27 protein-coding genes and 1 other RNA gene are annotated in these 24,663 nt (G+C 64.0%); 14 read left to right on the forward strand and 14 right to left on the reverse strand.

What is annotated here, in order from left to right:
• Positions 1-99 precede the first annotated feature (99 nt).
• The 10 genes from dusB to AC3FLX_RS09715 all read left to right on the forward strand — a co-directional run bounded on the left by dusB (position 100) and on the right by AC3FLX_RS09715 (position 9,042).
• Positions 100-1,170: a tRNA dihydrouridine synthase DusB gene (gene dusB, locus AC3FLX_RS09670; RefSeq protein ID WP_488695973.1), complete on the forward strand. Its 1,071-nt coding sequence runs from the start codon at positions 100-102 to the stop codon at positions 1,168-1,170.
• Positions 1,167-1,400: a Fis family transcriptional regulator gene (locus AC3FLX_RS09675; RefSeq protein ID WP_488695975.1), complete on the forward strand. Its 234-nt coding sequence runs from the start codon at positions 1,167-1,169 to the stop codon at positions 1,398-1,400. Before dusB ends, AC3FLX_RS09675 begins: the two co-directional genes overlap by 4 nt.
• A gap of 16 nt (positions 1,401-1,416) precedes the next feature.
• Entirely contained in the window at positions 1,417-2,991 is a 1,575-nt protein-coding gene (purH, locus tag AC3FLX_RS09680) for a bifunctional phosphoribosylaminoimidazolecarboxamide formyltransferase/IMP cyclohydrolase (RefSeq protein WP_488695976.1), read from the forward strand.
• A gap of 167 nt (positions 2,992-3,158) precedes the next feature.
• Entirely contained in the window at positions 3,159-3,704 is a 546-nt protein-coding gene (ruvC, locus tag AC3FLX_RS09685) for a crossover junction endodeoxyribonuclease RuvC (RefSeq protein WP_488695977.1), read from the forward strand.
• 65 nt (positions 3,705-3,769) lie between these two features.
• Positions 3,770-4,942: a glycerophosphodiester phosphodiesterase gene (locus AC3FLX_RS09690; RefSeq protein WP_488695979.1), complete on the forward strand. Its 1,173-nt coding sequence runs from the start codon at positions 3,770-3,772 to the stop codon at positions 4,940-4,942.
• A gap of 86 nt (positions 4,943-5,028) precedes the next feature.
• Entirely contained in the window at positions 5,029-5,610 is a 582-nt protein-coding gene (gene ruvA / locus AC3FLX_RS09695) for a Holliday junction branch migration protein RuvA (protein ID WP_488695981.1), read from the forward strand.
• 66 nt (positions 5,611-5,676) lie between these two features.
• The gene (ruvB, locus tag AC3FLX_RS09700) at positions 5,677-6,744 is read left to right on the forward strand and encodes a Holliday junction branch migration DNA helicase RuvB (RefSeq protein WP_488695982.1); all 1,068 of its coding nucleotides are present in this window, start codon (positions 5,677-5,679) and stop codon (positions 6,742-6,744) included.
• Between the two features lie 162 nt (positions 6,745-6,906).
• A complete protein-coding gene (locus AC3FLX_RS09705) occupies positions 6,907-7,497 on the forward strand; it encodes a hypothetical protein (protein WP_488695984.1) in 591 nt (196 codons plus the stop codon).
• Between the two features lie 64 nt (positions 7,498-7,561).
• Entirely contained in the window at positions 7,562-8,149 is a 588-nt protein-coding gene (locus AC3FLX_RS09710) for a BPSL1445 family SYLF domain-containing lipoprotein (RefSeq protein WP_488695986.1), read from the forward strand.
• Between the two features lie 158 nt (positions 8,150-8,307).
• Positions 8,308-9,042: a queuosine precursor transporter gene (locus tag AC3FLX_RS09715; protein ID WP_488695987.1), complete on the forward strand. Its 735-nt coding sequence runs from the start codon at positions 8,308-8,310 to the stop codon at positions 9,040-9,042.
• 19 nt (positions 9,043-9,061) lie between these two features.
• Here AC3FLX_RS09715 and AC3FLX_RS09720 read toward each other — a convergent pair whose 3' ends face one another.
• Genes AC3FLX_RS09720 through tyrS form a run of 4 tightly spaced genes read right to left on the reverse strand, consistent with a single transcriptional unit; the run spans position 9,062 to position 12,169 of the window.
• The gene (locus AC3FLX_RS09720; protein ID WP_488695988.1) at positions 9,062-9,736 is read right to left on the reverse strand and encodes a histidine phosphatase family protein; all 675 of its coding nucleotides are present in this window, start codon (positions 9,734-9,736) and stop codon (positions 9,062-9,064) included.
• Between the two features lie 43 nt (positions 9,737-9,779).
• Positions 9,780-10,427, reverse strand: a complete 648-nt coding sequence (locus AC3FLX_RS09725) for a YbhB/YbcL family Raf kinase inhibitor-like protein (RefSeq protein ID WP_488695990.1) — start codon at positions 10,425-10,427, stop codon at positions 9,780-9,782.
• Between the two features lie 19 nt (positions 10,428-10,446).
• On the reverse strand, positions 10,447-10,917 hold the full coding sequence (gene dtd / locus AC3FLX_RS09730; protein ID WP_488695992.1) for a D-aminoacyl-tRNA deacylase: 471 nt from the start codon (positions 10,915-10,917) through the stop codon (positions 10,447-10,449).
• A gap of 10 nt (positions 10,918-10,927) precedes the next feature.
• Positions 10,928-12,169, reverse strand: coding sequence for a tyrosine--tRNA ligase (gene tyrS, locus AC3FLX_RS09735; RefSeq protein WP_488695994.1), 1,242 nt, complete (start codon positions 12,167-12,169; stop codon positions 10,928-10,930).
• A 215-nt stretch (positions 12,170-12,384) separates the two neighbouring features.
• Here tyrS and AC3FLX_RS09740 point away from each other — a divergent pair, with 215 nt between their 5' ends.
• A complete protein-coding gene (locus tag AC3FLX_RS09740; RefSeq protein ID WP_488695996.1) occupies positions 12,385-13,782 on the forward strand; it encodes a M23 family metallopeptidase in 1,398 nt (465 codons plus the stop codon).
• 4 nt (positions 13,783-13,786) lie between these two features.
• Complete coding sequence (locus AC3FLX_RS09745; RefSeq protein WP_488695998.1) at positions 13,787-14,920, forward strand: anhydro-N-acetylmuramic acid kinase; 1,134 nt, start codon at positions 13,787-13,789, stop codon at positions 14,918-14,920.
• Positions 14,921-14,985: 65 nt separating this feature from the next.
• Here the strand turns inward: AC3FLX_RS09745 and erpA are convergent, their stop codons facing one another.
• The 5 genes from erpA to rplM form a co-directional block, all read right to left on the reverse strand.
• On the reverse strand, positions 14,986-15,354 hold the full coding sequence (gene erpA / locus AC3FLX_RS09750) for an iron-sulfur cluster insertion protein ErpA (RefSeq protein WP_488696000.1): 369 nt from the start codon (positions 15,352-15,354) through the stop codon (positions 14,986-14,988).
• Positions 15,355-15,452: 98 nt separating this feature from the next.
• A complete protein-coding gene (locus AC3FLX_RS09755) occupies positions 15,453-15,944 on the reverse strand; it encodes a bactofilin family protein (protein ID WP_488696002.1) in 492 nt (163 codons plus the stop codon).
• Between the two features lie 22 nt (positions 15,945-15,966).
• Positions 15,967-16,641 (reverse strand): DUF6776 family protein, encoded by a 675-nt coding sequence (locus tag AC3FLX_RS09760; protein ID WP_488696003.1) that lies wholly within the window; start codon positions 16,639-16,641, stop codon positions 15,967-15,969.
• Between the two features lie 315 nt (positions 16,642-16,956).
• A complete protein-coding gene (rpsI, locus tag AC3FLX_RS09765; protein ID WP_124682434.1) occupies positions 16,957-17,349 on the reverse strand; it encodes a 30S ribosomal protein S9 in 393 nt (130 codons plus the stop codon).
• Between the two features lie 12 nt (positions 17,350-17,361).
• Positions 17,362-17,790: a 50S ribosomal protein L13 gene (gene rplM / locus AC3FLX_RS09770; RefSeq protein WP_124682435.1), complete on the reverse strand. Its 429-nt coding sequence runs from the start codon at positions 17,788-17,790 to the stop codon at positions 17,362-17,364.
• A gap of 745 nt (positions 17,791-18,535) precedes the next feature.
• Between rplM and AC3FLX_RS09775 the strand changes: the two genes are divergently transcribed.
• Complete coding sequence (locus AC3FLX_RS09775) at positions 18,536-18,958, forward strand: OsmC family protein (RefSeq protein ID WP_488696005.1); 423 nt, start codon at positions 18,536-18,538, stop codon at positions 18,956-18,958.
• Between the two features lie 81 nt (positions 18,959-19,039).
• Here AC3FLX_RS09775 and rnpB read toward each other — a convergent pair.
• From rnpB to AC3FLX_RS09800, 5 genes are all read right to left on the reverse strand, one after another.
• Positions 19,040-19,385, reverse strand: an RNA gene (gene rnpB, locus AC3FLX_RS09780) — RNase P RNA component class A.
• 34 nt (positions 19,386-19,419) lie between these two features.
• Positions 19,420-20,196: a DUF3025 domain-containing protein gene (locus AC3FLX_RS09785; protein ID WP_488696007.1), complete on the reverse strand. Its 777-nt coding sequence runs from the start codon at positions 20,194-20,196 to the stop codon at positions 19,420-19,422.
• Positions 20,197-20,200: 4 nt separating this feature from the next.
• A complete protein-coding gene (pyrC, locus tag AC3FLX_RS09790; protein ID WP_488696009.1) occupies positions 20,201-21,235 on the reverse strand; it encodes a dihydroorotase in 1,035 nt (344 codons plus the stop codon).
• A 15-nt stretch (positions 21,236-21,250) separates the two neighbouring features.
• A complete protein-coding gene (locus AC3FLX_RS09795; protein WP_488696011.1) occupies positions 21,251-22,549 on the reverse strand; it encodes a glycerate kinase type-2 family protein in 1,299 nt (432 codons plus the stop codon).
• The gene (locus AC3FLX_RS09800) at positions 22,546-23,619 is read right to left on the reverse strand and encodes a tartrate dehydrogenase (RefSeq protein WP_488696013.1); all 1,074 of its coding nucleotides are present in this window, start codon (positions 23,617-23,619) and stop codon (positions 22,546-22,548) included. Before AC3FLX_RS09800 ends, AC3FLX_RS09795 begins: the two co-directional genes overlap by 4 nt.
• Before the next feature lie 120 nt (positions 23,620-23,739).
• Between AC3FLX_RS09800 and AC3FLX_RS09805 the strand changes: the two genes are divergently transcribed.
• Positions 23,740-24,570 carry a class II glutamine amidotransferase gene (locus tag AC3FLX_RS09805; RefSeq protein ID WP_488696015.1) on the forward strand — a complete coding sequence of 277 codons (831 nt, stop codon included), beginning with the start codon at positions 23,740-23,742 and terminating at the stop codon, positions 24,568-24,570.
• The last annotated feature ends 93 nt before the right edge of the window (positions 24,571-24,663 follow it).

Below are 24,663 nucleotides of genomic sequence, written 5' to 3' on the forward strand. Positions count from 1 at the left end.
TAAAATCCCGGCCTCGCACATGACCCCCGACGCTGTTTGCCGAGAAATCGGCAGGGGCCTGTTTTTCCTTTTCGCCTTATTACACAACGCGCCGCCACCGTGCAGATCGGTCCGCATCTCCTCCGCAACAACCTTTTTGTCGCCCCGATGGCCGGGGTGACGGACCGTCCGTTCCGGCAGCTTTGCAAGCAGCTGGGGGCAGGCTATGCGGTGTCGGAGATGGTGGCGTCGAATGCCCAGTTGTGGAAGAGCGAAAAGACCATGCGCCGCGCCAATCACGCGGGCGAGGTGGAGCCGATCTCGGTGCAGATCGCCGGCGCCGAGCCGTCGATGATGGCTGAGGCGGCGCGCTACAACGTCGACCGTGGCGCGCAGATCATCGACATCAACATGGGCTGCCCGGCCAAGAAGGTCTGCAATGTGGCGGCCGGATCGGCACTGCTGCAGAACGAACCGCTCGTGGTGCGCATTGTCGAGGCCGTGGTCGGTGCCGTTGGTGACCGCGTGCCGGTCACGCTGAAGATCCGCACCGGTTGGGACCGCGAGCACAAGAACGCACTGCGCGTGGCGCGCATGGCCGAGGACGCCGGCATCAGCATGCTGACGATCCACGGCCGCACGCGCGCCGACCTGTACCACGGCGAGGCCGAGTACGAGACCATCGCAGCGGTCAAGTCGGCGCTGCGCATCCCCGTGGTGGCCAATGGCGACATCACGTCGCCACAGAAGGCAAAGCAGGTGCTGGCCGCCACCGGCGCCGACGCGATCATGATCGGCCGCGCCGCGCAGGGCCGCCCGTGGCTGTTCCGCGAAATCGAGCACTACCTGAAGACCGGCGAGTTGCTGCCGGCACCTGAGGTAGAGGAGATCCGCGCGATCATGAACCACCACCTGGCGGACCACTACGAGTTTTACGGCGAGTTCACCGGTGTGCGCACCGCTCGCAAGCATATCGCGTGGTACACGCGCGGCCTGAAGGGCGCGAACCTGTTCCGCCACCGGATGAACACGCTCGAAACCACAGGCGCGCAGCTGGAAGCGGTCAATGCATTCTTCGACGAACAGGCGGCCATTTCAGATCGCCTGGTCTATGTCGACGACAATGCCGCCGCTCCGGACGAACAAGAAAACATCGACAACAACAAGAAACGGGAACTGCTTGCCGCATGAGCCGCAACGCTATCGACCAATGTATCCGGGAGAGCCTGGATACCTACTTTCGTGACCTGGACGGCGAAGTGCCATCCAATATGTACAACATGGTGCTGGAGGCCGTGGAACGGCCGCTGCTGGAAGCCGTGATGTTGCGCGCCGAGCGCAACCAATCGCTGGCGGCCGCGTATCTCGGCATCAACCGCAATACCCTTCGCAAGAAGCTGCAGCAACACGGATTACTTTGAAGCGTTCCCCCAAGCCATGATCAAGCAAGCTCTTCTCTCTGTTTCCGACAAGACCGGCATCGTCGATTTCGCGCGTGACCTGAACGCGCTCGGCGTCACGCTGCTTTCCACCGGCGGCACCGCCAAGCTGCTGGCCGACGCGGGCCTGCCCGTCACGGAAGTGGCCGACTACACCGGCTTTCCCGAAATGCTCGACGGCCGCGTCAAGACGCTGCACCCGAAGGTGCACGGCGGCATCCTGGCACGCCGCGACCTGCCCGAGCACATGGCTGCGCTGGCCGAGCACAACATCCCGACGATCGACCTGCTGGTGGTGAACCTGTATCCGTTCCAGCAGACCGTGGCCAAGGATGACTGCACGCTGCCCGACGCCATCGAGAACATCGACATCGGCGGCCCGACCATGCTGCGCTCGGCGGCCAAGAACCACCGCGACGTGACCGTGATCGTCGACCCGGCTGACTACGCCGTGGTGCTCGACGAAATGCGTGCCAACGGCAACAACGTCGGCTACGACACCAACTTCCGCCTGGCCACCAAGGTGTTCGCGCACACGGCCCAGTACGATGGCGCGATCACGAACTACCTGACGAGCCTTGGCGCCGACAAGTCGCACCTGGCGCGCAGCAGCTATCCGCAGACGCTGAACCTGGCCTTCGAAAAGGTGCAGGAAATGCGCTACGGCGAAAACCCGCACCAGTCGGCCGCGTTCTACCGCGACCTCAAAACCGTGGATGGCGCACTGGCCAACTACGTCCAGCTGCAGGGCAAGGAACTGTCGTACAACAACATCGCCGACGCGGATGCCGCGTGGGAATGCGTGAAGTCGTTCGACTCCGCCAACGGCGCCGCCTGCGTCATCATCAAGCACGCGAACCCGTGCGGCGTGGCCATCGGCGCGAACGCGCTGGAAGCCTACGAAAAGGCCTTCAAGACCGATTCGACCTCGGCCTTCGGCGGCATCATCGCTTTCAACGTTGAACTGGACGAGGCTGCTGCCCAGGCCGTGGCGAAGCAGTTCGTTGAAGTGCTGATCGCCCCGTCGTTCAGCGCCGCCGCGCGCAATGTGTTCGCGGCCAAGCAGAACGTGCGCCTGCTGGAAATTCCGCTGGGTAAGGGCGGAAACCAGTATGACCTGAAGCGCGTGGGCGGCGGCCTGCTGGTGCAGGGTCCCGATGCACGCAACGTGCAGCAGAGCGAACTGCGCGTGGTAACGCGCCGTCATCCGACCCCGAAGGAAATGGACGACCTGATGTTCGCCTGGCGCGTGGCCAAGTTCGTGAAGTCGAACGCCATCGTGTTCTGCGCCGACGGCATGACGCTCGGCGTCGGCGCCGGCCAGATGAGCCGCGTGGATTCGGCCCGCATTGCCAGCATCAAGGCGCAGAACGCCGGCCTGACGCTGGCCGGTTCGGCCGTGGCGTCGGATGCGTTCTTCCCGTTCCGCGACGGTCTGGATGTGGTGGTCGACGCAGGCGCCACCGTGGTGATCCAGCCGGGCGGCTCGATGCGCGATGACGAAGTGATCGCCGCCGCCGACGAGCGCGGCATTGCGATGGTGCTGACCGGTACGCGCCACTTCCGTCACTAAGACGAAGACCCAAAGGCTGCCGGCTAACGCCGGACGGCACACCCAGGCACCGCCAGACGGCGATGACCTGGGCCCCTCTCCCGCGCTTGCCGGAGAGGGGAGCAAACCCACAGCATCGAGACCGCGGGCAGCGTACACTACGCCCATCCGCCTCCCCTCCCCGCTTCATGCGTATTCTCGGCATCGACCCTGGTCTGCGGACCACCGGCTTTGGCGTGCTCGAAAAGCACGGCAACAAGCTCGCCTATGTAGCCTCGGGCACGATCCGCAGCAATGGCGACGAAAGCCTGCCGCAGCGCCTGAAAACGCTCTATGACGGTATCGCCGAGGTTGCCCGTACCTACGCGCCCGATTGCGCGGCGATCGAAAAGGTATTCGTCAACGTCAATCCACAGTCCACACTGCTGCTGGGCCAGGCGCGCGGCGCCGCCATTTGTGGCCTGGTTGGGCAGGGGCTGCCCGTGTTCGAATATACGGCGCTGCAACTGAAGGTGGCCGTGGTCGGTTACGGCCGCGCCAACAAGGAACAGGTGCAGGAAATGGTAATGCGGTTGCTGTCGCTGTCGGGACGACCCAGCTCCGATGCGGCCGATGCGCTCGGCGTGGCAATCTGTCATGCCAACGGCGGCGATACGCTGGGCACGCTGGCCGGCATGGCGCCCGAGCTGGCGCGCAAGGGGCTGCGCGTACGGCGCGGCCGGCTGATCGGCTGAAAGCTCAGCGATTCATCCGCGTCGCTTAGAATCGGCGTTCGAAAGTCCGTTCAGGAACGCCCCAGATGCCGCATCCTTTCGTCTTCCGTTTTTCGCTTGCCGCAGCCACCGCCGCACTGATCGCCGGCTGCGCCACGGCACCCCGCGCGCCGGTTTCCAAGGCAACGCACCCCTCCGCCGCGCCGGCACCGGCCGCGCCTGCTCCCGCCCCGGCACCGCCGGCCCTGGTCATCGGCCATCGCGGCGCCAGCGCGCTGCGGCCCGAACACACGCTGGCGTCGTATCAGAAAGCCATCGACGACGGCGCCGACATCATCGAGCCGGATCTGGTTTCCACCAGGGACGGCGTGCTCGTGGCACGCCACGAAAACAACATTACCGGTACCACCAACGTGGCGGAAGTGCCCGAGTTTGCAAGCCGCCGGCGCATCAAGGTCATCGACGGTGAGCGCATCGATGGCTGGTTCACCGAGGACTTCACGCTGGCCGAACTCAAGACGCTGCGCGCCCGCGAACGCATTCCGAAGCTGCGGCCCTATAACGCCAAGCTCGACGACCAGTTCGAGATCCCGACCTTCGACGAAATCCTGAAGCTCGCGGGCCAAGCCACAAGCCGGCGCGGCAACCCGGTGGGCATCTATCCCGAACTGAAGCACCCAAGTTACTTCCGCGGCATCGGCCTGCCACTCGAAGAGAAGCTCGCTGCCGCGCTGCAAGGCAATAGCTACGCAAAGACGGCACCGGTCTACGTGCAATCGTTCGAGGTGGGGCCGCTGCGCACGATGAAGCGGCTGCTGGGCACGTCGATGCCAAACGTCAGGATCGTGCAGTTGCTGGGCAACGCGCACAGCCGTCCGGCCGACTGGCGTCTGTCCGGCGACAGCCGCACCTATGCGTCGATGCTGACGCCGCTGGGCCTGCGCGAGGTGGCCACCTATGCCAACGGCATCGGCCCCGAGAAAAACCTGGTGATTCCGCGCGATGCACAAGGCGGCCTGGCCGCCCCCACGGCATTGGTGGCCAACGCGCACGCTGCGGGCCTGGTCGTACATCCGTACACGTTCCGCCCCGAGAACAGCTTCCTGCCAAAGCCGCTGCGTGCGCCCGGCGACGACGCCACGCGCAGCCCGGACGGCATGGTGCGCGAAGTGCAGGCGTTCATCGCCGCCGGCGTGGACGGTTTCTTCACGGACGACCCCGCGCTGGGTCGCAAGGCTGCCGACGGCGTACTCCCCTAACCTCTCTCCCGTGCTCGATAGAGAGAAGCAAACCCAACGGGCCGCGCTACACTTGCGGCCAGATTTCGCACCAGAACACACCCATCATGATCGGACGCATCGCCGGCACCCTGCTTGAAAAGAACCCTCCGCATCTGCTGGTCGACTGCCACGGCGTCGGCTACGAGATCGATGTGCCGATGAGCACGTTCTACAACCTGCCCGCGGTGGGCCACCCCGTGACGCTGCTGACGCAGCAGATCATCCGCGAGGACGCGCACCTGCTGTTCGGCTTCGGCACCGCCACGGAGCGCAATACCTTCCGCGAACTGATCAAGATCACCGGCATTGGCGCGCGCATGGCGTTGGCCGTGCTGTCCGGCCTGTCGGTGCCGGAACTGGCTCAGGCCGTGACGATGCAGGAAGCCGGCCGCCTGACGAAAATCCCGGGCATCGGCAAGAAAACCGCCGAGCGCCTGCTGCTGGAACTGAAAGGCAAGCTTGGCGCCGATCTAGGTCACGCGCCCGGCGTCACGCCCGTGCCCGACAGCGCCGTCGACGTACTCAACGCGCTGCTGGCCCTGGGGTACTCCGAGAAGGAAGCCGCGCAGGCGATCAAGCAAGTGCCGGCGGGCACGGGCGTGTCCGAGGGCATCAAGCTCGCGCTCAAGGCGCTGTCGAAAGGCTGATGAATGGATGAGCCTGGCCACGCGCACCGCGCAGCGTAGAATGGCGGGATATTGCCTTCCACTGCCATGATTGAAACCGACAAGCTGACCGGCGACCGCCTGCCGGAGCGCGTGATCTCCGCCACGCCTGCCTCCACCCAGGAAGAGGCTTTCGAGCGCGCGCTGCGGCCGAAACTGCTCGACGAATACGTCGGTCAGGAAAAGGTGCGCGGCCAGCTCGACATCTTCATGCACGCGGCCCGCAAGCGCCGCGAAGCGCTGGACCACGTGCTGCTGTTCGGCCCCCCGGGCCTGGGCAAGACCACGCTGGCACACATCATCGCGCGCGAGATGGGCGTCAACCTGCGCCAGACCTCGGGGCCTGTGCTGGAGCGCCCCGGCGACCTGGCCGCGCTGCTGACCAATCTCGAAGCGAACGACGTCCTGTTCATCGACGAGATCCACCGGTTGTCGCCGGTGGTGGAAGAAATCCTGTATCCGGCGCTGGAGGACTACCAGATCGACATCATGATCGGCGAGGGCCCGGCTGCTCGCTCGGTCAAGCTCGACCTGCAGCCGTTCACGCTGGTGGGTGCCACCACGCGCGCCGGCATGCTGACCAATCCGCTGCGCGACCGCTTCGGCATCGTGGCGCGGCTGGAGTTCTACACGCCTGACGAGCTGGCGCGCATCGTGACGCGTTCCGCGCACCTGCTCAACGCGGTGACCGACTCGGCCGGCGCACTGGAAATCGCGCGCCGCGCGCGTGGTACGCCGCGTATCGCCAACCGTCTGCTGCGCCGCGTGCGCGACTATGCCGAAGTGAAGGGCGACGGCACGATCACGCGCGAGTTGGCCGACAAGGCACTGGCCATGCTCGACGTCGACAGCGTTGGTTTCGATCTGATGGACCGCAAGCTGCTGGAAGCCGTGCTGCACAAATTCGACGGTGGTCCGGTAGGCGTCGACAATCTGGCGGCGGCCATTGGCGAAGCGCGCGATACGATCGAAGACGTGCTGGAGCCATATCTGATTCAGCAGGGTTACCTGCAACGCACGCCGCGTGGCCGTGTGGCCACCGCCGCGGCCTACCGCCATTTCGGGCTGGCATCGCCGCAGGCCGAGCGCGGCGGCGGCATGCCGGACGCTCCCTGACAGACGCCCCCGGGGCGCCGGCCTTGGGCGGATCGCGCCTCAATTAAACGTTTTCGGAAACCCCTGCAAATTTTTTCGAAGTGGATTGCTGGCCTCAGCCCGCTTGTCCACAATGGCTGCATCCTTTTTTTCAAAACGCGCACCCGCGCCATAAGGACAGCCATGAAACTGCGATTCCCATCCACCCTCCCCGTCGCTGCCTGTCTTGCGTTCGCCCTGGCCGGCGCCGCCCATGCGCAAAAGCCGTCGACGCCCGCGCCGATCGGCGTGGCCGAGGAGGCCGTGGTCAGCGGCAAGGTTGTCGATATCGATCCGTCGTCGAATGCTGTGCTGGTGCAAGGCCCGCGCGGCAATCTGGTCGAAATCGTCGCTGGCGACGAAGCCAAGAACATCGGTAACGTCAAGAAGGGCGACATCGTCACGCTGACGCGCGGCGCAGCCGTGGTCGCCGCCCTGGAGCCAATCGGCAGCAAGGACACCGCGCTGATGGAACAGGTGGAACGTATCTCGCGCGCGCCCGAGGGCGGCAAGCCCGGCGTGATGCGCGAAATCACGACCACCATCACCGCGCAGATCACCAATGTGGACACCACCAAGCGCACGGTCACGTTCCGTGGGCCGCGCGAGACGCTGCGCACCGTCAAGGTCCAGGACCCGAACATCGACCTGGCCAGCATCAAGAAGGGCCAGATGGCCAAGTTCGTGATCAAGGAAGTCGTGGCGATTACCGTCAAGGCACCGACTGCAGGCTGACCGACGCGAAGGCGGCGGCCGTATTACCTCTGACGCAGTACCTTTTCCATCAGGAGAACAACAAATGGATCGACGTCAGTTTGTGACCCGGGTGGCCGGGTCAGGTCTGCTGGTTGCCACCGCCGCCTTTGCGGCCGGCTGTACGACTACGGGCACCAGCGCCGGCACCGATGCAGCGGCCAAGCGCAAGGAAATCGATGCGGGCGCTGACGGCGCGCTGAATCGGCTCTATTCCTCGGTAAAGAACGCCCAGGAGCTTGGCAACCGCTCGCAGGGCATTCTGGTCTTCCCGCGCGTTCTCTCGGGTGGGCTGGTAGTCGGTGGCGAGTATGGCGACGGCGCGCTGCGCAGCAAGGGTGCGACGCAGGGCTACTACCGTACGATTTCCGGCTCCATCGGGCTTACCGCCGGTGGCCAGTCTCGCTCGGTCATCATCATGTTCATGACGCCCGATTCGTACAACAAGTTCGTGCAATCGAAGGGCTGGACGGTTGGTGCCGATGCCAGCGTGGCGCTGGCCAAGGTGGGCGCCAATAGCACGGTGGACACGGTCACGGCCCAGCAGCCGGTCATCGCCTTCGTGCAGACCAACGCCGGCGTGATGGTCGATGTCTCGCTGAACGGCGCGAAGATCAGCAAGCTCGACCTGTAGCCCGCTATCCGTAGTGGCTCGGCCCCGGGACGCCGGGGCGGCAATGGGACGATGCCCGGCTCCGGCCGGGCTTTTTTTCGTGCGCGCCACGCGCGTGCACCGCCACTGGCATAATCGCGCGAAACCACGTCAGTCGCCCGCGCCCCCGGATGCCACCCATGCACGAACCGCTTGCCGCCCCCGCCACTACCGGCCACACCGGGCGTGTCTATCGCTACTACGACCTCGTGATGGTGGCCTTCGTCACGGTACTGCTGTGTTCGAACCTGATCGGGGCCGCCAAGGCAGCGCAGATGACGCTGCCGGTGATCGGCCCGGTCACCTTCGGCGCCGGTGTTCTGTTCTTCCCGGTCTCTTACATCTTTGGCGACATCCTGACCGAAGTCTACGGCTACGGGCGCGACCGCCGCGTGGTCTGGGCCGGCTTTGCCGCGCTGGCGTTCGCCACGTTCATGGCCTTCGTGGTGCTGCGCATGCCGGTGGCGCCATTCATGAGCGACTACCAGAAGAGCCTGGAGGATGTGTTCGGCAATACCTGGCGCATCGCGCTCGGCTCGCTGATCGCGTTTTGCTGTGGCAGCTTCACCAACAGCTACACGCTGGCCAAGATGAAGCTCTGGACCGGTGGCCGCTGGCTTTGGACGCGCACGATCGGCTCGACGCTGGCCGGCGAGCTCGTCGATTCGTCACTGTTCTACGTGATTGCGTTTTACGGCATCTGGCCGCTGGAAAAGGTCATCCAGGTAGCCATTGCGCAGTACGTGCTGAAGACGAGCTGGGAAGTGGTGATGACACCCGTCACCTACAAGGTGGTGGCGTTCCTGACACGTGCCGAGAATGAGGACTGGTACGACCGGAACACGAACTTCACGCCGTTCCGGCTGCGGGTCTGACGGACTTTCCCGACAACGATCAGGGGACGCGGCGGTCTACTTCGTCGAGCGTCAACGCTTCCAGATGGCTGACATCGGCCCATTGCAGCAGCGTCAGGTTGGCGCTGTCGCAACGCAGCCGGTTGACGCTCGCATTGAGCAGTTCATGCGAGCGCGGTGCCTCGAGCGTCATACCCGTCGCTTCCCGATACAGGCAGTCAAGCACCCCGCCGTGAGCCACGAGCGCGATCCGCTCGCCCGGATGGCGGCGCGACAGCGATAGCGCCACCTCCACCGCCCGTTCATGGAATTCGCGCAGCGACTCGCCCGCTGGCGGTGCGTAGTCCGGCACGCGCGCCTGCCAGCGCGCAAAGTCCTCGGGGCGCTTTTCGGCCACCTCCGCATAGGTCATGCCTTCGAGCTCGCCATAGCAGCGCTCGCGCAGGCGCCGCTCGGCGCGCACCCGCAAACCCAATGCCTCCGCCAGCGGCGTTGCCGTTTCCACGGCCCGGCCGAGATCGCTTGTGTACACCGCGTCGATCGGTTCACCGGTCAGCGCTTCGGCCAGCGCGCGCGCCTGGGCACGCCCCGTATCGTTGAGCGGAATATCGATCTGGCCTTGCAAGCGCCGTTCACGGTTCCAGGCCGTCTCGCCGTGACGAATGACGATCAGATGGGTGTAGGCCAGCGACTGCGGGCCAGTGTTCTGCAACATGCCGGTTCCTTGGGGCGAAAGATTTGGCGTCTTTGGCTTGCGCTTACTTCACGAGCCGCGGGTTCAGCGTATAGGTGCCGGTGAAACTGGCCTGGGCCAGCACATGGCCTTCAATCGCGCGGCGCACGTCGGTTCCGGTGAACTTGCCTTCGACGGGCACGTGATCGATGTCGAGCGCATACACCGTGAACACATAGCGGTGCGGGATCGCGTCGTTCCACGGCGGGCACGGGCCGTCGTAGCCGAAGTAGTCACCCTTCATGTCCGCGTCGTTGGCAAACCATCCCGTGTAGTCGTTCAGGCCATGACGCAAACCGCCAGCCGTGGCGGTACCGACCAGCGCCTCCGGACCCGGCTTGCCGCGTGCGATCACGCCATTGCTATGCGTGCCGGCGGAAATCGTGTTCAGGCCCGGCGGGATATCCACCAGCACCCAGTTGAAGAAGTCCACGCGCGGCAGCGTAGCCGACACTTCGCGGCCTTCCTGGTTCACGTCGCCTCCGTTGCCGGGCGCGTCCGCGTCGTGAGCGATCAGCACAAACGAGCGGGTACCGGCCGGGAAATCGTCCCAGTGCAAATCTGGGTTGCGGTTCGACGACAACGCCACATGGCTGCCTGCGTCGGGCACGCAAAACGCAAACTCGCCAGGAATCGGCGCGTTGTCCGCAAAAGCGTTGCTCCAGAGTTTCATGGGAGTCTCCTTCGATATGTCAGGCCGTTCCGGCTGGCGGCACACGCAGCCAGAATGTCACGGGACCATCGTTGGTCAGGCTGACCTGCATCATGGCGCCGAACTCGCCGGTCTGGACCGACGGATGCGCGGCGCGTGCGCGGGTCACGAAATGATCGTAGAGACGGCGGCCGTCCTCGGGCGAGGCTGCCGGCGTGAAGCTGGGACGCGTGCCGCTGTTGGTATCGGCGGCGAGCGTGAACTGCGACACCACAAGCAAGCCACCCGTCGCACCGTTGCCATCGATGTTCTGCACAGGCAGGTTCATCTTGCCATCGGCATCGGAAAACACACGGTACGACAACAGCTTGGCCAGCAGGCGCTCGGCCTGGGCCTCGGTATCGCCGCGCTCGGCGCACACCAGCGCCAGCAGGCCGGCACCGATCTCGCCGGTAGTGCGGCCATCCACGGTTACCCGTGCCTGCGATACGCGCTGGATCAGGGCAATCATCGCGCGAACATCAGGCCAGCGTCACGCGCGCAAAGCGGCGTTTGCCCACCTGAACCACATAGGTGCCGGCGGCAACCTTGACCGATTTGTCGCTGACAGTCTCGCCGTCGATCTTCACGCCGCCCTGCTCGATATTGCGGTTGGCCTCCGACGTCGAAGGCACCAGGTTGGCCTGCTTGAGCAGTTGAGCGATACCCAGCGGCGCGCCTTCGAGGCTGACGGTCGGGATGTCGTCGGGAATGCCACCCTTCGCACGGTGGTTGAACGCCTCAAGCGCGGCCTCTGCATCCGCCTGGCTATGGAAGCGCGCCACGATTTCCTGCGCCAGCGCCACCTTGCAATCGCGCGGGTTGCGGCCCAGCGCGATTTCTTCCTTCATCAGGTCGATCTCGCTCATCGGCCGGAACGACAGCAGCGTGAAGTACTGCCACATCAGGTCGTCCGAGATGCTCATCAGCTTGCCGAACATGTCGTTCGGCGCCTCGGTCACGCCAATGTAGTTGTTCTTGGACTTCGACATCTTCTCGACGCCGTCCAGCCCCACCAGCAGCGGCATGGTCAGGATGCACTGCGACTCCTGCCCGTATTCCTTCTGCAACTCGCGGCCCACCAGCAGGTTGAACTTCTGGTCGGTGCCGCCAAGCTCCAGATCGGACTTGAGCGCCACGGAATCGTAGCCCTGCATGAGTGGATAAAGGAACTCATGGACCGAAATCGGAATCCCAGACCGGAACCGTTTGGTGAAGTCGTCGCGCTCCATCATCCGGGCCACCGTGTACTTGGCTGCCAGCTGGATCATGCCGCGCGCACCAAGCGGGTCGCACCACTCGCTGTTGTAGCGGATTTCCGTCTTCGCCGGATCAAGCACCAGGCTCGCCTGCTTGTAGTAAGTCTGGGCGTTTGCCTCGATTTGCTCGCGCGTCAGCGGCGGGCGTGTGCTGTTGCGGCCGGATGGATCACCGATCGTCGACGTGAAATCGCCGATCAGGAAGATCACCTGATGGCCCAGGTCCTGGAGCTGGCGCAGCTTGTTCAGCACCACGGTGTGGCCCAGGTGAATGTCGGGCGCGGTCGGGTCGAGACCCAGCTTGATACGCAGCGGCACGCCGGTGGCCTCGCTGCGCGCGAGCTTCTGCAGCCACTCGGATTCGACCAGGAGCTCGTCGCAGCCGCGCTTGGTGATTTCCAGTGCGCGCATCACCGACGGCGTAAGTGGATAATTGGGCGCGGCGGCCGAGGACACTTCACTCATGACGTAAGTCTTTGAAATCTATAAAGAAACGGCGACGGATGGCCAGCGTTGTTCTGGTATAATCCGCGCTTCGTGCCAGACGGGTCATCCGTCGGCAAACCGCCATTCCAGGCGGTACACAGACAACGCCCGCACCGCACCTCGGGGGAGGAAGGCAGACGAGAGATATCGTCGCGGCAGCGGCCTGGCAATACCGAAAGCTTGAATTCTACGTGATGTGGTCTAGTCTCCGCGAAGTTTTCGCGCGTGAGCTGGTGGTCCTTGTTGACCCTACGAATCCCCAGCATGCGCGCCGCCGCAAGCAGTTGACCGTTGCCGTCGGCACGGTCTTCACGCTCGGCATGGCGGCCGCGATGGGCGTTGCCCCCCGCAACGCCTTCGACGATCCGCTCGCCCCGCGCGTCCAGCAGGCATTGCGCATGCCTGACGTGCACGCGCAGCTCGAACAGTTGACCGAGGTCGACAGCGACAGCGTCTACGTGCGCCAGGAGCGCATGCAGCGCGGCGACACGATCGCCACGCTGCTGCGCCGCCTGGGTATCGAAGATCCCGACGCTCAGGCCTTCATCCTCAAGAATCCCACCGCGCGCGGCCTGTTCAGCCTGAACCCGGGCCAGACCGTGCAGGCGGAGATCGACGACAGCAACCTGCTGGTGTCGCTGCAGGCCAACCTTGGCGGCGATGCCACGGCATCGCGTGAGCTCGTGATCGAGCGCGTGGCGCCGGCGAAGGAAGGCGCCGACTACACGTACAAGGCTCGCATCGCGTCGGTCGACAACGACCTGCACTACGAAATGGCGTCCGGCGCCATCGACGCCAGCGGCTTCTTCAAATCGATGGACGCCGCCAACGTGCCGGACGAGGTGGTCAGCCAGATGATCTCGATTTTTTCCGGGGTTATCGATTTTCACCATGACATCGCTCGTGGCGACCGCTTCCGCATCGTCTACGAGGCCGGCTTCCGCGATGGCGCTTTCGTCCGTAACGGCCGCGTGGTGGCGATCGAGCTGATCAACCGGAACACGCTGTACCAGGCACTCTGGTACGCACCGGAGGAGGACGGCGAGCCGGGCGCCTACTACACGTTCGATGGCCGCAGCATGAAGCGTCCGTTCCTGCGTTCGCCCGTGGAATATTCGCGCATGTCGTCGGGCTTTGGCGGCCGCAACCATCCGCTTCACCACAAGTGGGCCCAGCACAAGGGCGTGGATTTCGCGGCACCGCAGGGCACCAAGGTATTCGCAACGGGCGATGCCACGGTGGAGTTCGTCGGCCAGCAAAACGGCTACGGCAACATCATCGTGCTGCAGCATGCGAGCGGATATTCGACGTACTACGCGCACCTGTCCGGCTTTGCGGGCATTCGCGAAGGCCAGCGTGTGAGCCAGGGCCAGGTGATCGGCTACGTGGGCTCGACGGGCTGGGCAACCGGACCGCACCTGCATTACGAATTCCGCTATAACGACGTGCCGCAGAACCCGCTGACCACGACGCTGATGGAAGCGCCTACGCTGACCGGCAAGTCGCGCGCGGAATTCCTGTCCTACACGAGCGCCATGCTGAGCCGCATCAACATGCTGCGCACCTACAACGTTCTGACTGCCGCCAACTGACCCCATGTCCGTGTCGTCCAGCGAGTGTTACATCGGCCTGATGTCAGGCACCAGCATGGACGGCGCGGATGGCGTGCTCGTCGACTTCTCGGCGTCGCGGCCGGTGGTGCTGGCGGCGGCCCACTCTCCTTTCCCTGACGGGCTGCGCGCGGCGTTCAGTGAGTTGCAGCAACCTGGCGACGATGAAATCCATCGCGAGGCCGTGGCGGCCAACGGGTTGGCGCGCGTCTATGCCGACTGCGTGGGCGAATTGCTTAGGCATTCGGGCATCGCACCCGCGCAGGTCGCAGCCATTGGCGCGCACGGGCAAACCATCCGCCATCGGCCTGGTCTTTACGACGGCATCGGATATACACGCCAGACACAGCATCCCGCGTTGCTGGCCGAGTTGACCGATATTGACGTGGTCGCGGATTTCCGCAGCCGCGATATCGCCGCAGGCGGCCAGGGTGCGCCGCTGGTACCGGCCGTGCATGCCGCGCTCTTCGGCGCGCGCGATGAAACGCGCGTGGTCTGCAATATCGGCGGCATCTCCAATATCAGCATCCTGCCGGCCGCCAACACGGGCCGGCCTGTCACGGGCTTCGATTGCGGCCCCGGCAATGCGCTGCTCGACCACTGGATTCATCGCCATCGCGGTCTGCCATTCGACGATCGCGGCACCTGGGGTGCCAGCGGCAACATGGACACGGACCTGCTGGCCCGCCTGCTGACCGAACCGTATTTCCGCGCGGCGCCACCCAAGAGCACGGGCCGCGACCTGTTCCATCCCGAATGGCTACAGGGCGTGCTGGACAGCCTGCCCCAGCGGATCGAGGCCGCCGATGTACAGGCCACGTTGACCACGCTGACCGCCGCAGCCATCGCCCAGGACATCCAGACGCACGCTCGCAGCGCACACCGCCTGATCGTCTGCGGTGGTGGCGCGCGCAACGACTATCTGATGGCGACGCTGGGCCGATTGCTGCCTGGCATGACGGTGCAGACAACCGAGGATTTTGGTGTGCCGGTATCGCAAGTGGAAGCCATCGCTTTCGCGTGGCTGGCGCGGCAGTGTGTGCGCCGTGCACCGGGCAACGTGCCGACCGTCACGGGCGCGGCGGGGCCGCGCGTGCTGGGCGCGATCTACCCACGCTGACGCAGCATGGGGAAATAAAAAAAGCGCACCGTCTGGTGCGCTTTTTTACTGGCGAGGCCGGAGCCTCAGACCGAGAACGACGAGCCGCAACCGCAAGTGGTCGAGGCATTCGGGTTCTTGATCACGAACTGCGCGCCGTTGATGTCTTCCTTGTAGTCGATCTCGGCGCCCACCAGATACTGGTAGCTCATCGAATCGATCAGAAGCGTGACGCCGTTCTTGATCAACGTGGTGTCGTCTTCGTTGACGTCTTCGTCGAACGTGAAACCGTATTGGAAGCCAGAGCAACCGCCGCCCTGCACGAACACGCGCAGCTTCAGTTCGGCATTGCCCTCTTCCTCGATCAACTGCTTGACCTTGTCGGCCGCGCTATCGGTAAAGACGAACGGTGCCGGCACGTCCTCGGTAACGGGTGCCTCTGCGACTGCGTTCATGGGGATTCTCCTGGTTAGATACGCCCGTATTCTAAGCGCTACTCACAAATCGTGCCGAAACCCTGTGTTTTCAAGGGACTCTGGACGCTTGCGCCACTTCAGGCCGGTACGCCCGCACCGTCTGGGGCCTTGTCATCACTGACGTCAGCAGCGACCTGCGTGTCCGCCGATGCATCCGCCGCCTGCTCCTTGGTTCCGGATGGAGGCACATGGTTCGGCAAGGCGCGGATTTCGCCCTGTACCAGCGGCACCAGCCTGCCTTCGACGATTGCTCCCTGGTGCATTTCCAGTGCCGCATAACGCACCTCACCATAAACACGTGCGTGCGGCTGCAGCTCAAGCAATTCGGCGGCGTGCACGGGGCCTGTCACGGTACCGTTCAGGATCAGATGATCGACGCGAACTTCGCCCTCGACCACGCCTTTCTCGCTGATCACCAGCATGCTCGACTTGCCCTCGGCGGCCACGACATTGCCACGCACGCGGCCGTCCAGACGCAATCCCCCGGAAAAGGTCACATCACCCTCGATGGTGGCGTCCTGGCCAACCAACGTGTCGATGGACAAGCCTTTCTTCTTCGAAAACAGCATGTTGTACTCCTCTTTGCGCTGACTACGGCGTCGCCGACTGGTTGGCGCGGACTTGGCCGTTCTGCGCGATACGGACCGATACGGCCCGGACTTCGGCATCCTGCGGAATCGCCAGATCGCCCTCGATGCGTTGGTAATGCGTCAGCCGGATTGCCGGCATCGGCGCATCGCCCGGCTGCGGCAACACCAAGGTTAACGGCTTGCCCTGCCGATTCGCCGAAATTGTGAACTGCAATTCACCCTTGAACTCCGGCTGCTCGACAAAGGCTTTCGACCCGCCTTGCATCACAAGCAGGCGATAGTGCATGGCGCGCGGCTGCGTCTCGTCCAGTGCCACACGAAAACTGCGCACATGAATCCCCGACGTATCGCCCGCGGCCGGCAGCAACGATTCGAAAAAGCCCAGGTCTTCCTTCAGTTGGGCCACCTCGGCCTCGGCTGACTTGACCTGTTCAGCCATCCGTTCGCGCGCGGCGCGCGCCATCTGCAGTTGTGCCTCGGCCGTGTTGGCACTTTGGCGCAGGCCATCGCGCTCCGCCGAGACCTCTGCAAGCTGCTGGCGCAACGCCGCATGATCCGCCGGCATCTCGATGTCAGTGACTCCTGACTTCGCCGATTGGCGCCCAGCGTAGTAGGCCCCAACGGCGATCGCCCCAGCCACCAGCACCGCGCACACGACGGTGATAAGCAGCCGCATTCGCCAGGGCCGATGCATCCGGACAATGGCCGACGCCGAGCGCAGCCCGCGACGTGGCCGCAGCGGGCGGTATTTCAGCCCCATTGCCGCATCCGCGCGAAATTCCGGTGACCCATCGTCTATTCCCTTGTTCTGCAGGCCCGTGATTGTATCGCCGCACAATCATTGCGCGAATGAAAAGTGTAAGAAATGGCAAGCCTGCACCGGCTTCGTGACGATGCCTAAAAGGCGTCGGACAAAAAAAAACCGCACGACGAATCGTGCGGTTTTTTGGTTTGCCAGATCCAGCCATAGGCCAGACCGGGCAAAAGCGAATTAACGCTTCGAGAACTGCTTCCGGCGACGTGCCTTGTGCAGACCGACCTTCTTACGCTCAACTTCACGAGCGTCACGCGTAACGTAGCCAGCCTTCGAAAGGGCCGACTTCAGCGTTGCGTCGTAGTCGATCAGCGCGCGGGTGATGCCGTGGCGAACAGCACCGGCTTGGCCGGTTTCACCACCACCGGTCACGTTGACCTTGATGTCGAACGTTTCGGCGTGAGCGGTCAGCTCCAGCGGCTGGCGCACGATCATCAGCGAGGTTTCGCGAGCGAAGTACTCATTGATGGGCTTGCCGTTGACGACGATCTCGCCCTTGCCCGACTTGATGAAGACACGAGCCACAGCGCTCTTGCGGCGGCCAGTACCGTAATTCCAGTTACCGATCATGGATTGGCCCCCTTAGATTTCCAGCACCTTGGGCTGCTGTGCGCCATGCGGATGCTCGCCTTCGGCATAAACCTTCAGCTTCTTGATCATCGCGTAGCCCAGCGGACCCTTCGGCAGCATGCCCTTAACAGCCTTTTCCAGGGCGCGGCCCGGGAAACGCTGTTGCATCTTGCCGAACGTCGTTTCGTAGATACCGCCCGGGTAGCCCGAGTGACGGTAGTACTTCTTGTCCTGTTCCTTGGTACCCGTCACGCGCAGTTTGGCTGCATTGACGATGATGATGAAATCACCGGTGTCGACGTGAGGAGTAAATTCTGGCTTGTGCTTGCCGCGCAGTCGGCGTGCCACTTCGCTGGCAACACGGCCGAGGACCTTGTCCGTCGCGTCAATCACGTACCAGTCGCGCTTTACCTCTGCAGGCTTGGCGGAAAAGGTCTTCATGATTTTTCCTAATTTTGAAAAATGCCCGAGATGACGGTCGCCGTTTTAGCGTCCTGTCAGCGGCCGGCCCTTTGGACCTGGCCTTCCTGCTTGTATCTGCAGGCTCTCCCTGATTCTTTTTCCGGGGGCAATGACCGGAAAGCCGACGATTATACTGGGCGACAGCTCGAAAGCACAAGCAAAGTCGTGGCTTTTCGTCAAGACGAAGCGAGGCAGGATTCGCAAAAGCGCCGCATAAGTCTCAAACAGCTATCCGGGCCTTGCAAATGACGAAAAAAAACCCAAGTCGGTTTGGACTTGGGTTCGAATCCACCAAAGGAGGAGGGTGGAGGAGACACCGGGCGATCGACGGGGCCGGTCATGGCAGGCGGTGCGGCGAGCGATTCAGGTTCGTAACCATCTTTCGCTTTCGCACTCTGGCGCGCTCTCATGCGCCGTCGTTCGATGGATTGGATTATACATACGGGCCTCGTAGATGCAAGGAAATTTGCAGTGCGAAATCGTATTTCATAATACGGAATGCGAATAAAGGCACGTGAATTTACGTAAATTCCTTTTAAAACATATAGTTATCAACAACACACGCTGCTTGTGTTCGTGCCGCACTAGAGGAATCCTTCGGATTTTTAGGGGTAATCCCGCATCCGGAGCGTCCGGCGCGGTTGCCATATACTCGCGGAATGCAAGACGCGTGATCGCGCTGGCGTGAGCGAAAAACACCATCAAAAACCGAGGAACGAAAAAAATGGAATGCAAAGTGACATGGTCCGGCCCGGAGGGCATGAGCTTCATCGCCCAGACCGGTAGCGGACACCTTGTGGCAATGGACGGCGCCCCGGATGGCGGCGGCAACAACCTTGCGCCGCGTCCGATGGAGATGGTGCTGCTGGGCACCGGCGGCTGCACGGCCTATGACGTGGTGCTGATCCTCAAGCGAGGCCGCCAGGACATCCGTGGATGCTCGGTCAAGCTCGAAGCCGAGCGCGCGGACAGCGACCCGAAGGTCTTCACCAAGATCAACTTCCACTTCACGGTGACCGGCAAGGGCCTCGACCCCGCCAAGGTGGAGCGCGCCATCGAGCTGTCGCATGAAAAGTACTGCTCGGCGTCGATCATGCTGGCCAAGACGGCCGAGATCACGCACACCAGCGAGATCGTCGAAGGCTGATCGGCCAGGCGGCTGCCCGCCTGAGTACGATGCCGCAAAACAAAACGCCCGGCGCGATGCCGGGCGTTTTCATATCCGAAGAAGCAAAGACAGGCCGATAAGCCGGATTCTGTGCACGCCACATGCCTTTGCAGGCATACGGCGCGTGACAACCATTCCTCTAGGCCGGCCGTTACCGGACGGCTCCAGCTCCCTACCCGCAGACTCAGCGGGCCGCCTCATCGTCTGCCTATTTGGGATTGCTCCAGGTGGAGGTTACCGCGTTTCACCCTTCCCGCCAGCCGAAGCCGGCGGCAAGACTCGTCTCTGTGGCCCTATTCCGCACGTTGCCGTGGATGGCTGTTAGCCAACACCCTGCCCTGTGGAGTCCGGACTTTCCTCCCCTCGCCCTCTTGCGAGGACAAGCAGCGATTGTCTGGCCTGCTTTGCGGGGCGCAGTCTATCACCGTTACCGATAACGGTCAGCCCTGCGCGGCGGTCCGGCGGCCAGAACGGAACACGCCGACGTCGTCGTAGAAGGCAGGTTCGGCGTTGTCATCACACCAGCCGGGGATGCCCATCACGGGCAACGGCCAGAAGCTGCGGCCGCCGGCAAGGCGCCCTGCTTCCGCGCCGCCGGCCAGCGAACTGGCCAACTGGGCATCCAGCCGATCGATCGGGGTATCGGGGGCCGCGCAAACCCACCATGCGTGTGCAGTGACCGACTTGTAGGGGCGCACCAGTTTTTCGAGCAGCGCATGGCCGAACGGCAGCACGGTACACGCGGCATGCCATGCGTCACGACGCGATACAAACAGTTCGCGCCAGCCGAATCCGCGCAGCGCATCGGCCAGCGAAGCATCCTCGCTAATGAAGATCACCGCGTTTTCGTCGAACAACGTCGCGGCATCGCGTAATCCGCCACGCACCTGCCCCACTCCATCACTTGCGATGGACGCGGCCTGAAGCCGGTTCAGCAAGCGCTTGGTTTCGGGAAAGTGGAGCCAGATCAGCGCGTTGAATGCATCGTGAAGATTGTCGCGCGTCGGCACCTGGCCGGTGGCGTCGATATGGGATTCGTAGGCAACGCCCTCGGGCAGGTCGGCCTGCGGCACGAACCGCAGCGGCAGACCCCTGGCGTTACGCAGATGCGCGGCGCTCGCGTTGAGCGCCTGGCGCAGATCGCCACCGGTGAAAGCCGGGGCTGACGCGGCAAATGGCCGGAGCCACGGCCGCGTCCAGTCGATGTCAGACAGCAATGCCTCAGCTGGCCTTCCAGCGCAGCGTTTCGCCGGCGCGCAGCGGCACCAGCGTGGTCTCGCCGTACGGCAGTTCGGCCGGCAGCTCCCAGTCTTCGCGGGTCAGCGTCAGCGTGCCGGTGTTGCGCGGCAGGCCGTAAAACGCCGGTCCATTGAAGCTGGCGAAGGCTTCGAGCTTGTCCAGCGCACCGGCGGCATCGAATGCCTCGGCATAAAGCTCCATCGCGTGCAGCGCCGTGTAGCAGCCGGCGCAACCGCAGGCGTGCTCCTTCAGACCGCGTGCGTGCGGGGCGCTGTCCGTGCCCAGGAAGAAGCGCTCGCTGCCCGATGTGGCCGCCTTGACCAGTGCATCCCGGTGAACTTCGCGCTTGAGCACGGGCAGGCAATAGTAGTGCGGACGAATGCCGCCCGTGAAGATTGCATTGCGGTTGTACAGCAGGTGGTGCGCGGTGATCGTCGCGCCAATCGGGCCTTCCGCTTCGGCCACGTACTGGGCGGCGTCGCGCGTGGTGATGTGTTCGAACACCACCTTCAGCTCGGGGAAGTCGCGGCGCAGCGGCTTCATCACGCGCTCGATGAAGACGGCCTCGCGGTCGAAAATATCGATATCGCCATCGGTGACTTCGCCATGCACCAGCAGCGGCAGACCTGCCCGCTGCATGGCCTCCAGCGTGGGGGCGCAGCGGCGAATGTCGGTCACGCCGGCATCGCTGTTCGTGGTGGCGCCGGCCGGGTACAGCTTCACCGCGTGCACGAAACCACTGGCCTTGGCCGCGACGATTTCCTCGGGCGGCAGGTTGTCGGTCAGGTACAGCGTCATCAGCGGCTCGAACGCGACGCCAGCCGGCAACGCGGCCAGGATGCGGTCGCGGTACGCGCTGGCCAGGGCCACCGTGGTCACGGGCGGCTTCAGGTTCGGCATGATGATCGCGCGCGAGAACTGGCGAGCGGTATCGGGCAGCACCGCCGACATCGCGGCGCCGTCACGCACGTGCAGGTGCCAATCGTCGGGGCGGGTAATCGTAAGCTTCTGGGTCATGGGGACAAGCACAACTTAGAGAATCAGGATGGCGCGGTAATCGTTCACATTGGTGCGCGTAGGCCCGGTCACCACCAGGTCGCCCACTGCATCGAAAAAGCCCCACGCATCGTGAGTATCGAGCTTCTGCCGCGCGGACACACCCGCCGCTTCGGCACGGGCCAAGGTATCGGGCGCCAGCAGCGCGCCGGCGTTGTCCTCGGACCCGTCGATGCCGTCGGTGTCGGCCGCAATCGCGTGAATATTGGCCGCGCCGTTCAGTTCGATCGCAAGCGACAGCAGGAATTCCGAGCAGCGGCCACCGCGCGCCTTGTCGGCCCCGCTGCCAGGTAATGTGACGGTACATTCACCGCCCGAGATCAGCGCCACCGGCGCGGAGAACGGCGCATTGTACTTGCGAATCTCGCGCACCAGTGCCGCGTAGACGCGCGCAACCTCCTGCGCCTCGCCGGTCACCGTATCGCCCAGCACCACCGGTTCGATGCCCTGGCGGCGGAACTGGGCCGCCGCCGCTTCCAGGCTGCCGTGGGCCGTGGCGATCATGCGATTGTCCACGCGCGCGAACAGCGCGTCGCCGGGCTTTGGCGTCTCGCCGATCTCGCCTCGCGCGCCGCGCTCGAGGTGCGATTGCACGGATTCGGGCACGGTGGCGCCAAAGCGCTTCAGGATCGCAAGCGCATCGGCGTAGGTGCTGGGGTCCGGCACGGTCGGGCCGGACGCGATGGCACTGGGGTCATCGCCCGCCACGTCCGAGACGATCAGCGTCGTCACCGGTGCCCGGCTGGCTTGGGCAAGCCGGCCGCCCTGAATGCGCGAGATATGCTTGCGCACGATGTTCATGTCCGTGATCGGCGCGCCGCAGCGCAGCAATTCGCGCGTGGTGGCTTTCAGGTCGGCCATCGGAATACCTTCGGCCGGCAGTGACAACAGGCTCGATCCACCGCCCGAGACCAGCACGATCAGCCGGTCGTCCGGACCCAGCGACTGCACCTGGGCCAGAATGTCGGCCGCGGCCTGTTCGCCCGCCTCGTCGGGCACCGGGTGGCCAGCCTCGATCACGCGGATGTGTTCGGTCGGCAGGCCATGCGCGTAGCGCGTCACGACGACGCCTTCGAGAGCAGCCTTGCCCTGATAGGCGCGCTCGACGGCCAGCGCCATCGATGCGGCAGCCTTGCCGGCCCCGACCACGAGCGTCCGCCCGCCCGCGTGGGGCGGCGGCAGATAATTCGCCACGATTTCGAGCGGGTCCGCGGCCGCCACGGCGGTTCGGAAGCTTTCAAGCAGCAATGTGCGAGGGCAGCCCTGGAAGTTCACAGTGCCTCCGCGATAGCCTGGCCGAGGTCGGCCGTGGAGGCGGTTCCGCCGATATCCCGCGTCAGGGGCGCATGGCCCGGGCCCGCGGCCAGCACCTTCTCGATCGTCTGCAGCACGGCGGCGCCGGCATCGGCGTGGCCCAGGTGTTCGAGCATCATGGCACCGCACCAGATCTGGCCGATCGGGTTTGCAATTCCCTTGCCGGCGATGTCGGGCGCCGAGCCGTGTACCGGTTCGAACAGGCTCGGATACACCTTGTCCGGGTTGATATTGCCCGACGGCGCCACGCCAATCGTGCCGGTGCAGGCCGGACCCAGATCGGACAGGATGTCGCCGAACAGGTTGCTGGCCACCACCACGTCGAACCAGTCCGGGTGCTGCACGAAGTGCGCTGTCAGGATATCGATGTGGTACTTGTCGACCTTCAGCCCCGGATAATTCGCGGCCATCGCCTCGACTCGCTCGTCCCAGTACGGCATGGTGATCGAGATACCGTTGGACTTGGTGGCCGACGTGAGATGCTTCTTCGGCCGTTTCTGCGCCAGCTCGAACGCGAATTTCAGGATGCGGTCGACGCCATGCCGGCTCATGACCGTTTCCTGAACCACGATCTCCCGATCCGTATTCGGATACATGCGGCCGCCGATGCTCGAATACTCGCCCTCGGTGTTCTCGCGCACCACGTAGAAGTCGATATCGCCGGGGTTGCGGTCGGCCAGCGGGCTCTTGATGCCCGGCATCAGCCGCACCGGCCGCAGGTTCACGTACTGATCGAACGAGCGGCGGAATTGCAGCAGCGAACCCCACAGCGAGACGTGATCCGCAATTTTCTGCGGCCAGCCCACCGCCCCGAAGTAGATGGCGTCGTACTTGACCAGCGTATCGAACCAGTCGTCCGGCAGCATCTTGCCGTGGCGCTCGTAATATTCGTAGCTCGAAAAGTCGAAGTGGTCCCACTGGAAGTCGATGCCAAAGCGGCGCGCGGCGGCATCCATGACACGGATGCCTTCCGGCATCACTTCCGTTCCAATTCCGTCTCCGGGAATGACAGCGATTTTGTATTGACTCATGGCTGGGAAGGGCAAGGTGGCGGGGGCGCGCTCCCCCGGCTTGGCAGCACCGGGCGCGCGCAGGATAATGACCGCATTCTATTGCAAAGCGGCAGCCCCCTGCCGCACGGTGCCCTCGCCATGTGCCAGCTGCTAGGCATGAACTGCGCCACGCCGACCGACGTGACGTTTTCCTTTACCGGCTTTGCCGCCCGCGGCGGCGTGACCGACCATCACGCCGACGGTTTCGGCGTGGCTTTCTTCGAGGACAAGGCCTGCCGGCTCTTTATCGACAACCAGTCCGCCGGCACATCGCCCGTGGCTGACCTGATCAAGCGCTACCCGATCAAGTCGAAAAACGTCATCTCGCACATCCGCAAGGCCACGCAAGGCACGGTGCAGCTGGAAAACTGCCATCCTTTCATGCGCGAACTGTGGGGCCGGCACTGGATCTTTGCCCATAACGGCGATCTGCACGGTTTCACGCCATTCCTGTCCGGGGTCTACCAGCCGGTGGGCGATACCGACAGCGAACTGGCGTTCTGCACGCTGATGCAGGGCTTGCGCAAGCGCTTTCCGGGGTCGCAGCCGCCGCTGAACGAGCTGGGCCATGCGCTGGCCGACATCACGCGCGACATCACGCTGCACGGCGTTTTCAACTTTCTGCTCTGCAACGGCCAGGCGCTGTTCGCGCACTGCTCCACACGGCTGTACTACATCGTGCGGCAGTGGCCGTTCTCCAAGGCACATCTGATCGATGCGGACCTGTCGATCGATTTCGCGCAGGTCACCACGCCCGACGATCGCGTGGCCGTGATTACCACGGCGCCGCTGACCGACAACGAGACCTGGACGCAGTTCGCGCCGGGAGAGCTGATGATGTTCGAGAACGGCAAGCCGACCATGACATGGACCGTGCCGATTCCGCCCGAGGTGCAGGCGAAGAACGCGGCCAATACGGCTTGTACCTAGCAGAAAATGGGGAGTGCCCGAATCGGGCCTGACAGCCCTGACGCGCCTGATGCGCCTGATGCGCTGCCGGTTGTTTAACGGCCAACGCCGCGA

It is taken from the genome of Cupriavidus sp. 291-E7 (assembly GCF_057798835.1).

What these genes read in the sequence shown, in the direction of transcription:
- AC3FLX_RS09675 (WP_488695975.1), top strand. Translation starts at nt 1,167, where the DNA reads ATGAGCCGCAACGCTATCGACCAATGTATCCGGGAGAGCCTGGATACC.
- purH (WP_488695976.1), top strand. Translation starts at nt 1,417, where the DNA reads ATGATCAAGCAAGCTCTTCTCTCTGTTTCCGACAAGACCGGCATCGTC.
- ruvC (WP_488695977.1), top strand. Translation starts at nt 3,159, where the DNA reads ATGCGTATTCTCGGCATCGACCCTGGTCTGCGGACCACCGGCTTTGGC.
- AC3FLX_RS09690 (WP_488695979.1), top strand. Translation starts at nt 3,770, where the DNA reads ATGCCGCATCCTTTCGTCTTCCGTTTTTCGCTTGCCGCAGCCACCGCC.
- ruvA (WP_488695981.1), top strand. Translation starts at nt 5,029, where the DNA reads ATGATCGGACGCATCGCCGGCACCCTGCTTGAAAAGAACCCTCCGCAT.
- ruvB (WP_488695982.1), top strand. Translation starts at nt 5,677, where the DNA reads ATGATTGAAACCGACAAGCTGACCGGCGACCGCCTGCCGGAGCGCGTG.
- AC3FLX_RS09705 (WP_488695984.1), top strand. Translation starts at nt 6,907, where the DNA reads ATGAAACTGCGATTCCCATCCACCCTCCCCGTCGCTGCCTGTCTTGCG.
- AC3FLX_RS09710 (WP_488695986.1), top strand. Translation starts at nt 7,562, where the DNA reads ATGGATCGACGTCAGTTTGTGACCCGGGTGGCCGGGTCAGGTCTGCTG.
- AC3FLX_RS09715 (WP_488695987.1), top strand. Translation starts at nt 8,308, where the DNA reads ATGCACGAACCGCTTGCCGCCCCCGCCACTACCGGCCACACCGGGCGT.
- AC3FLX_RS09720 (WP_488695988.1), bottom strand. Translation starts at nt 9,736, where the DNA reads ATGTTGCAGAACACTGGCCCGCAGTCGCTGGCCTACACCCATCTGATC.
- AC3FLX_RS09725 (WP_488695990.1), bottom strand. Translation starts at nt 10,427, where the DNA reads ATGAAACTCTGGAGCAACGCTTTTGCGGACAACGCGCCGATTCCTGGC.
- dtd (WP_488695992.1), bottom strand. Translation starts at nt 10,917, where the DNA reads ATGATTGCCCTGATCCAGCGCGTATCGCAGGCACGGGTAACCGTGGAT.
- tyrS (WP_488695994.1), bottom strand. Translation starts at nt 12,169, where the DNA reads ATGAGTGAAGTGTCCTCGGCCGCCGCGCCCAATTATCCACTTACGCCG.
- AC3FLX_RS09740 (WP_488695996.1), top strand. Translation starts at nt 12,385, where the DNA reads ATGTGGTCTAGTCTCCGCGAAGTTTTCGCGCGTGAGCTGGTGGTCCTT.
- AC3FLX_RS09745 (WP_488695998.1), top strand. Translation starts at nt 13,787, where the DNA reads ATGTCCGTGTCGTCCAGCGAGTGTTACATCGGCCTGATGTCAGGCACC.
- erpA (WP_488696000.1), bottom strand. Translation starts at nt 15,354, where the DNA reads ATGAACGCAGTCGCAGAGGCACCCGTTACCGAGGACGTGCCGGCACCG.
- AC3FLX_RS09755 (WP_488696002.1), bottom strand. Translation starts at nt 15,944, where the DNA reads ATGCTGTTTTCGAAGAAGAAAGGCTTGTCCATCGACACGTTGGTTGGC.
- AC3FLX_RS09760 (WP_488696003.1), bottom strand. Translation starts at nt 16,641, where the DNA reads ATGCGGCTGCTTATCACCGTCGTGTGCGCGGTGCTGGTGGCTGGGGCG.
- rpsI (WP_124682434.1), bottom strand. Translation starts at nt 17,349, where the DNA reads ATGATCGGTAACTGGAATTACGGTACTGGCCGCCGCAAGAGCGCTGTG.
- rplM (WP_124682435.1), bottom strand. Translation starts at nt 17,790, where the DNA reads ATGAAGACCTTTTCCGCCAAGCCTGCAGAGGTAAAGCGCGACTGGTAC.
- AC3FLX_RS09775 (WP_488696005.1), top strand. Translation starts at nt 18,536, where the DNA reads ATGGAATGCAAAGTGACATGGTCCGGCCCGGAGGGCATGAGCTTCATC.
- pyrC (WP_488696009.1), bottom strand. Translation starts at nt 21,235, where the DNA reads ATGACCCAGAAGCTTACGATTACCCGCCCCGACGATTGGCACCTGCAC.
- AC3FLX_RS09800 (WP_488696013.1), bottom strand. Translation starts at nt 23,619, where the DNA reads ATGAGTCAATACAAAATCGCTGTCATTCCCGGAGACGGAATTGGAACG.
- AC3FLX_RS09805 (WP_488696015.1), top strand. Translation starts at nt 23,740, where the DNA reads ATGTGCCAGCTGCTAGGCATGAACTGCGCCACGCCGACCGACGTGACG.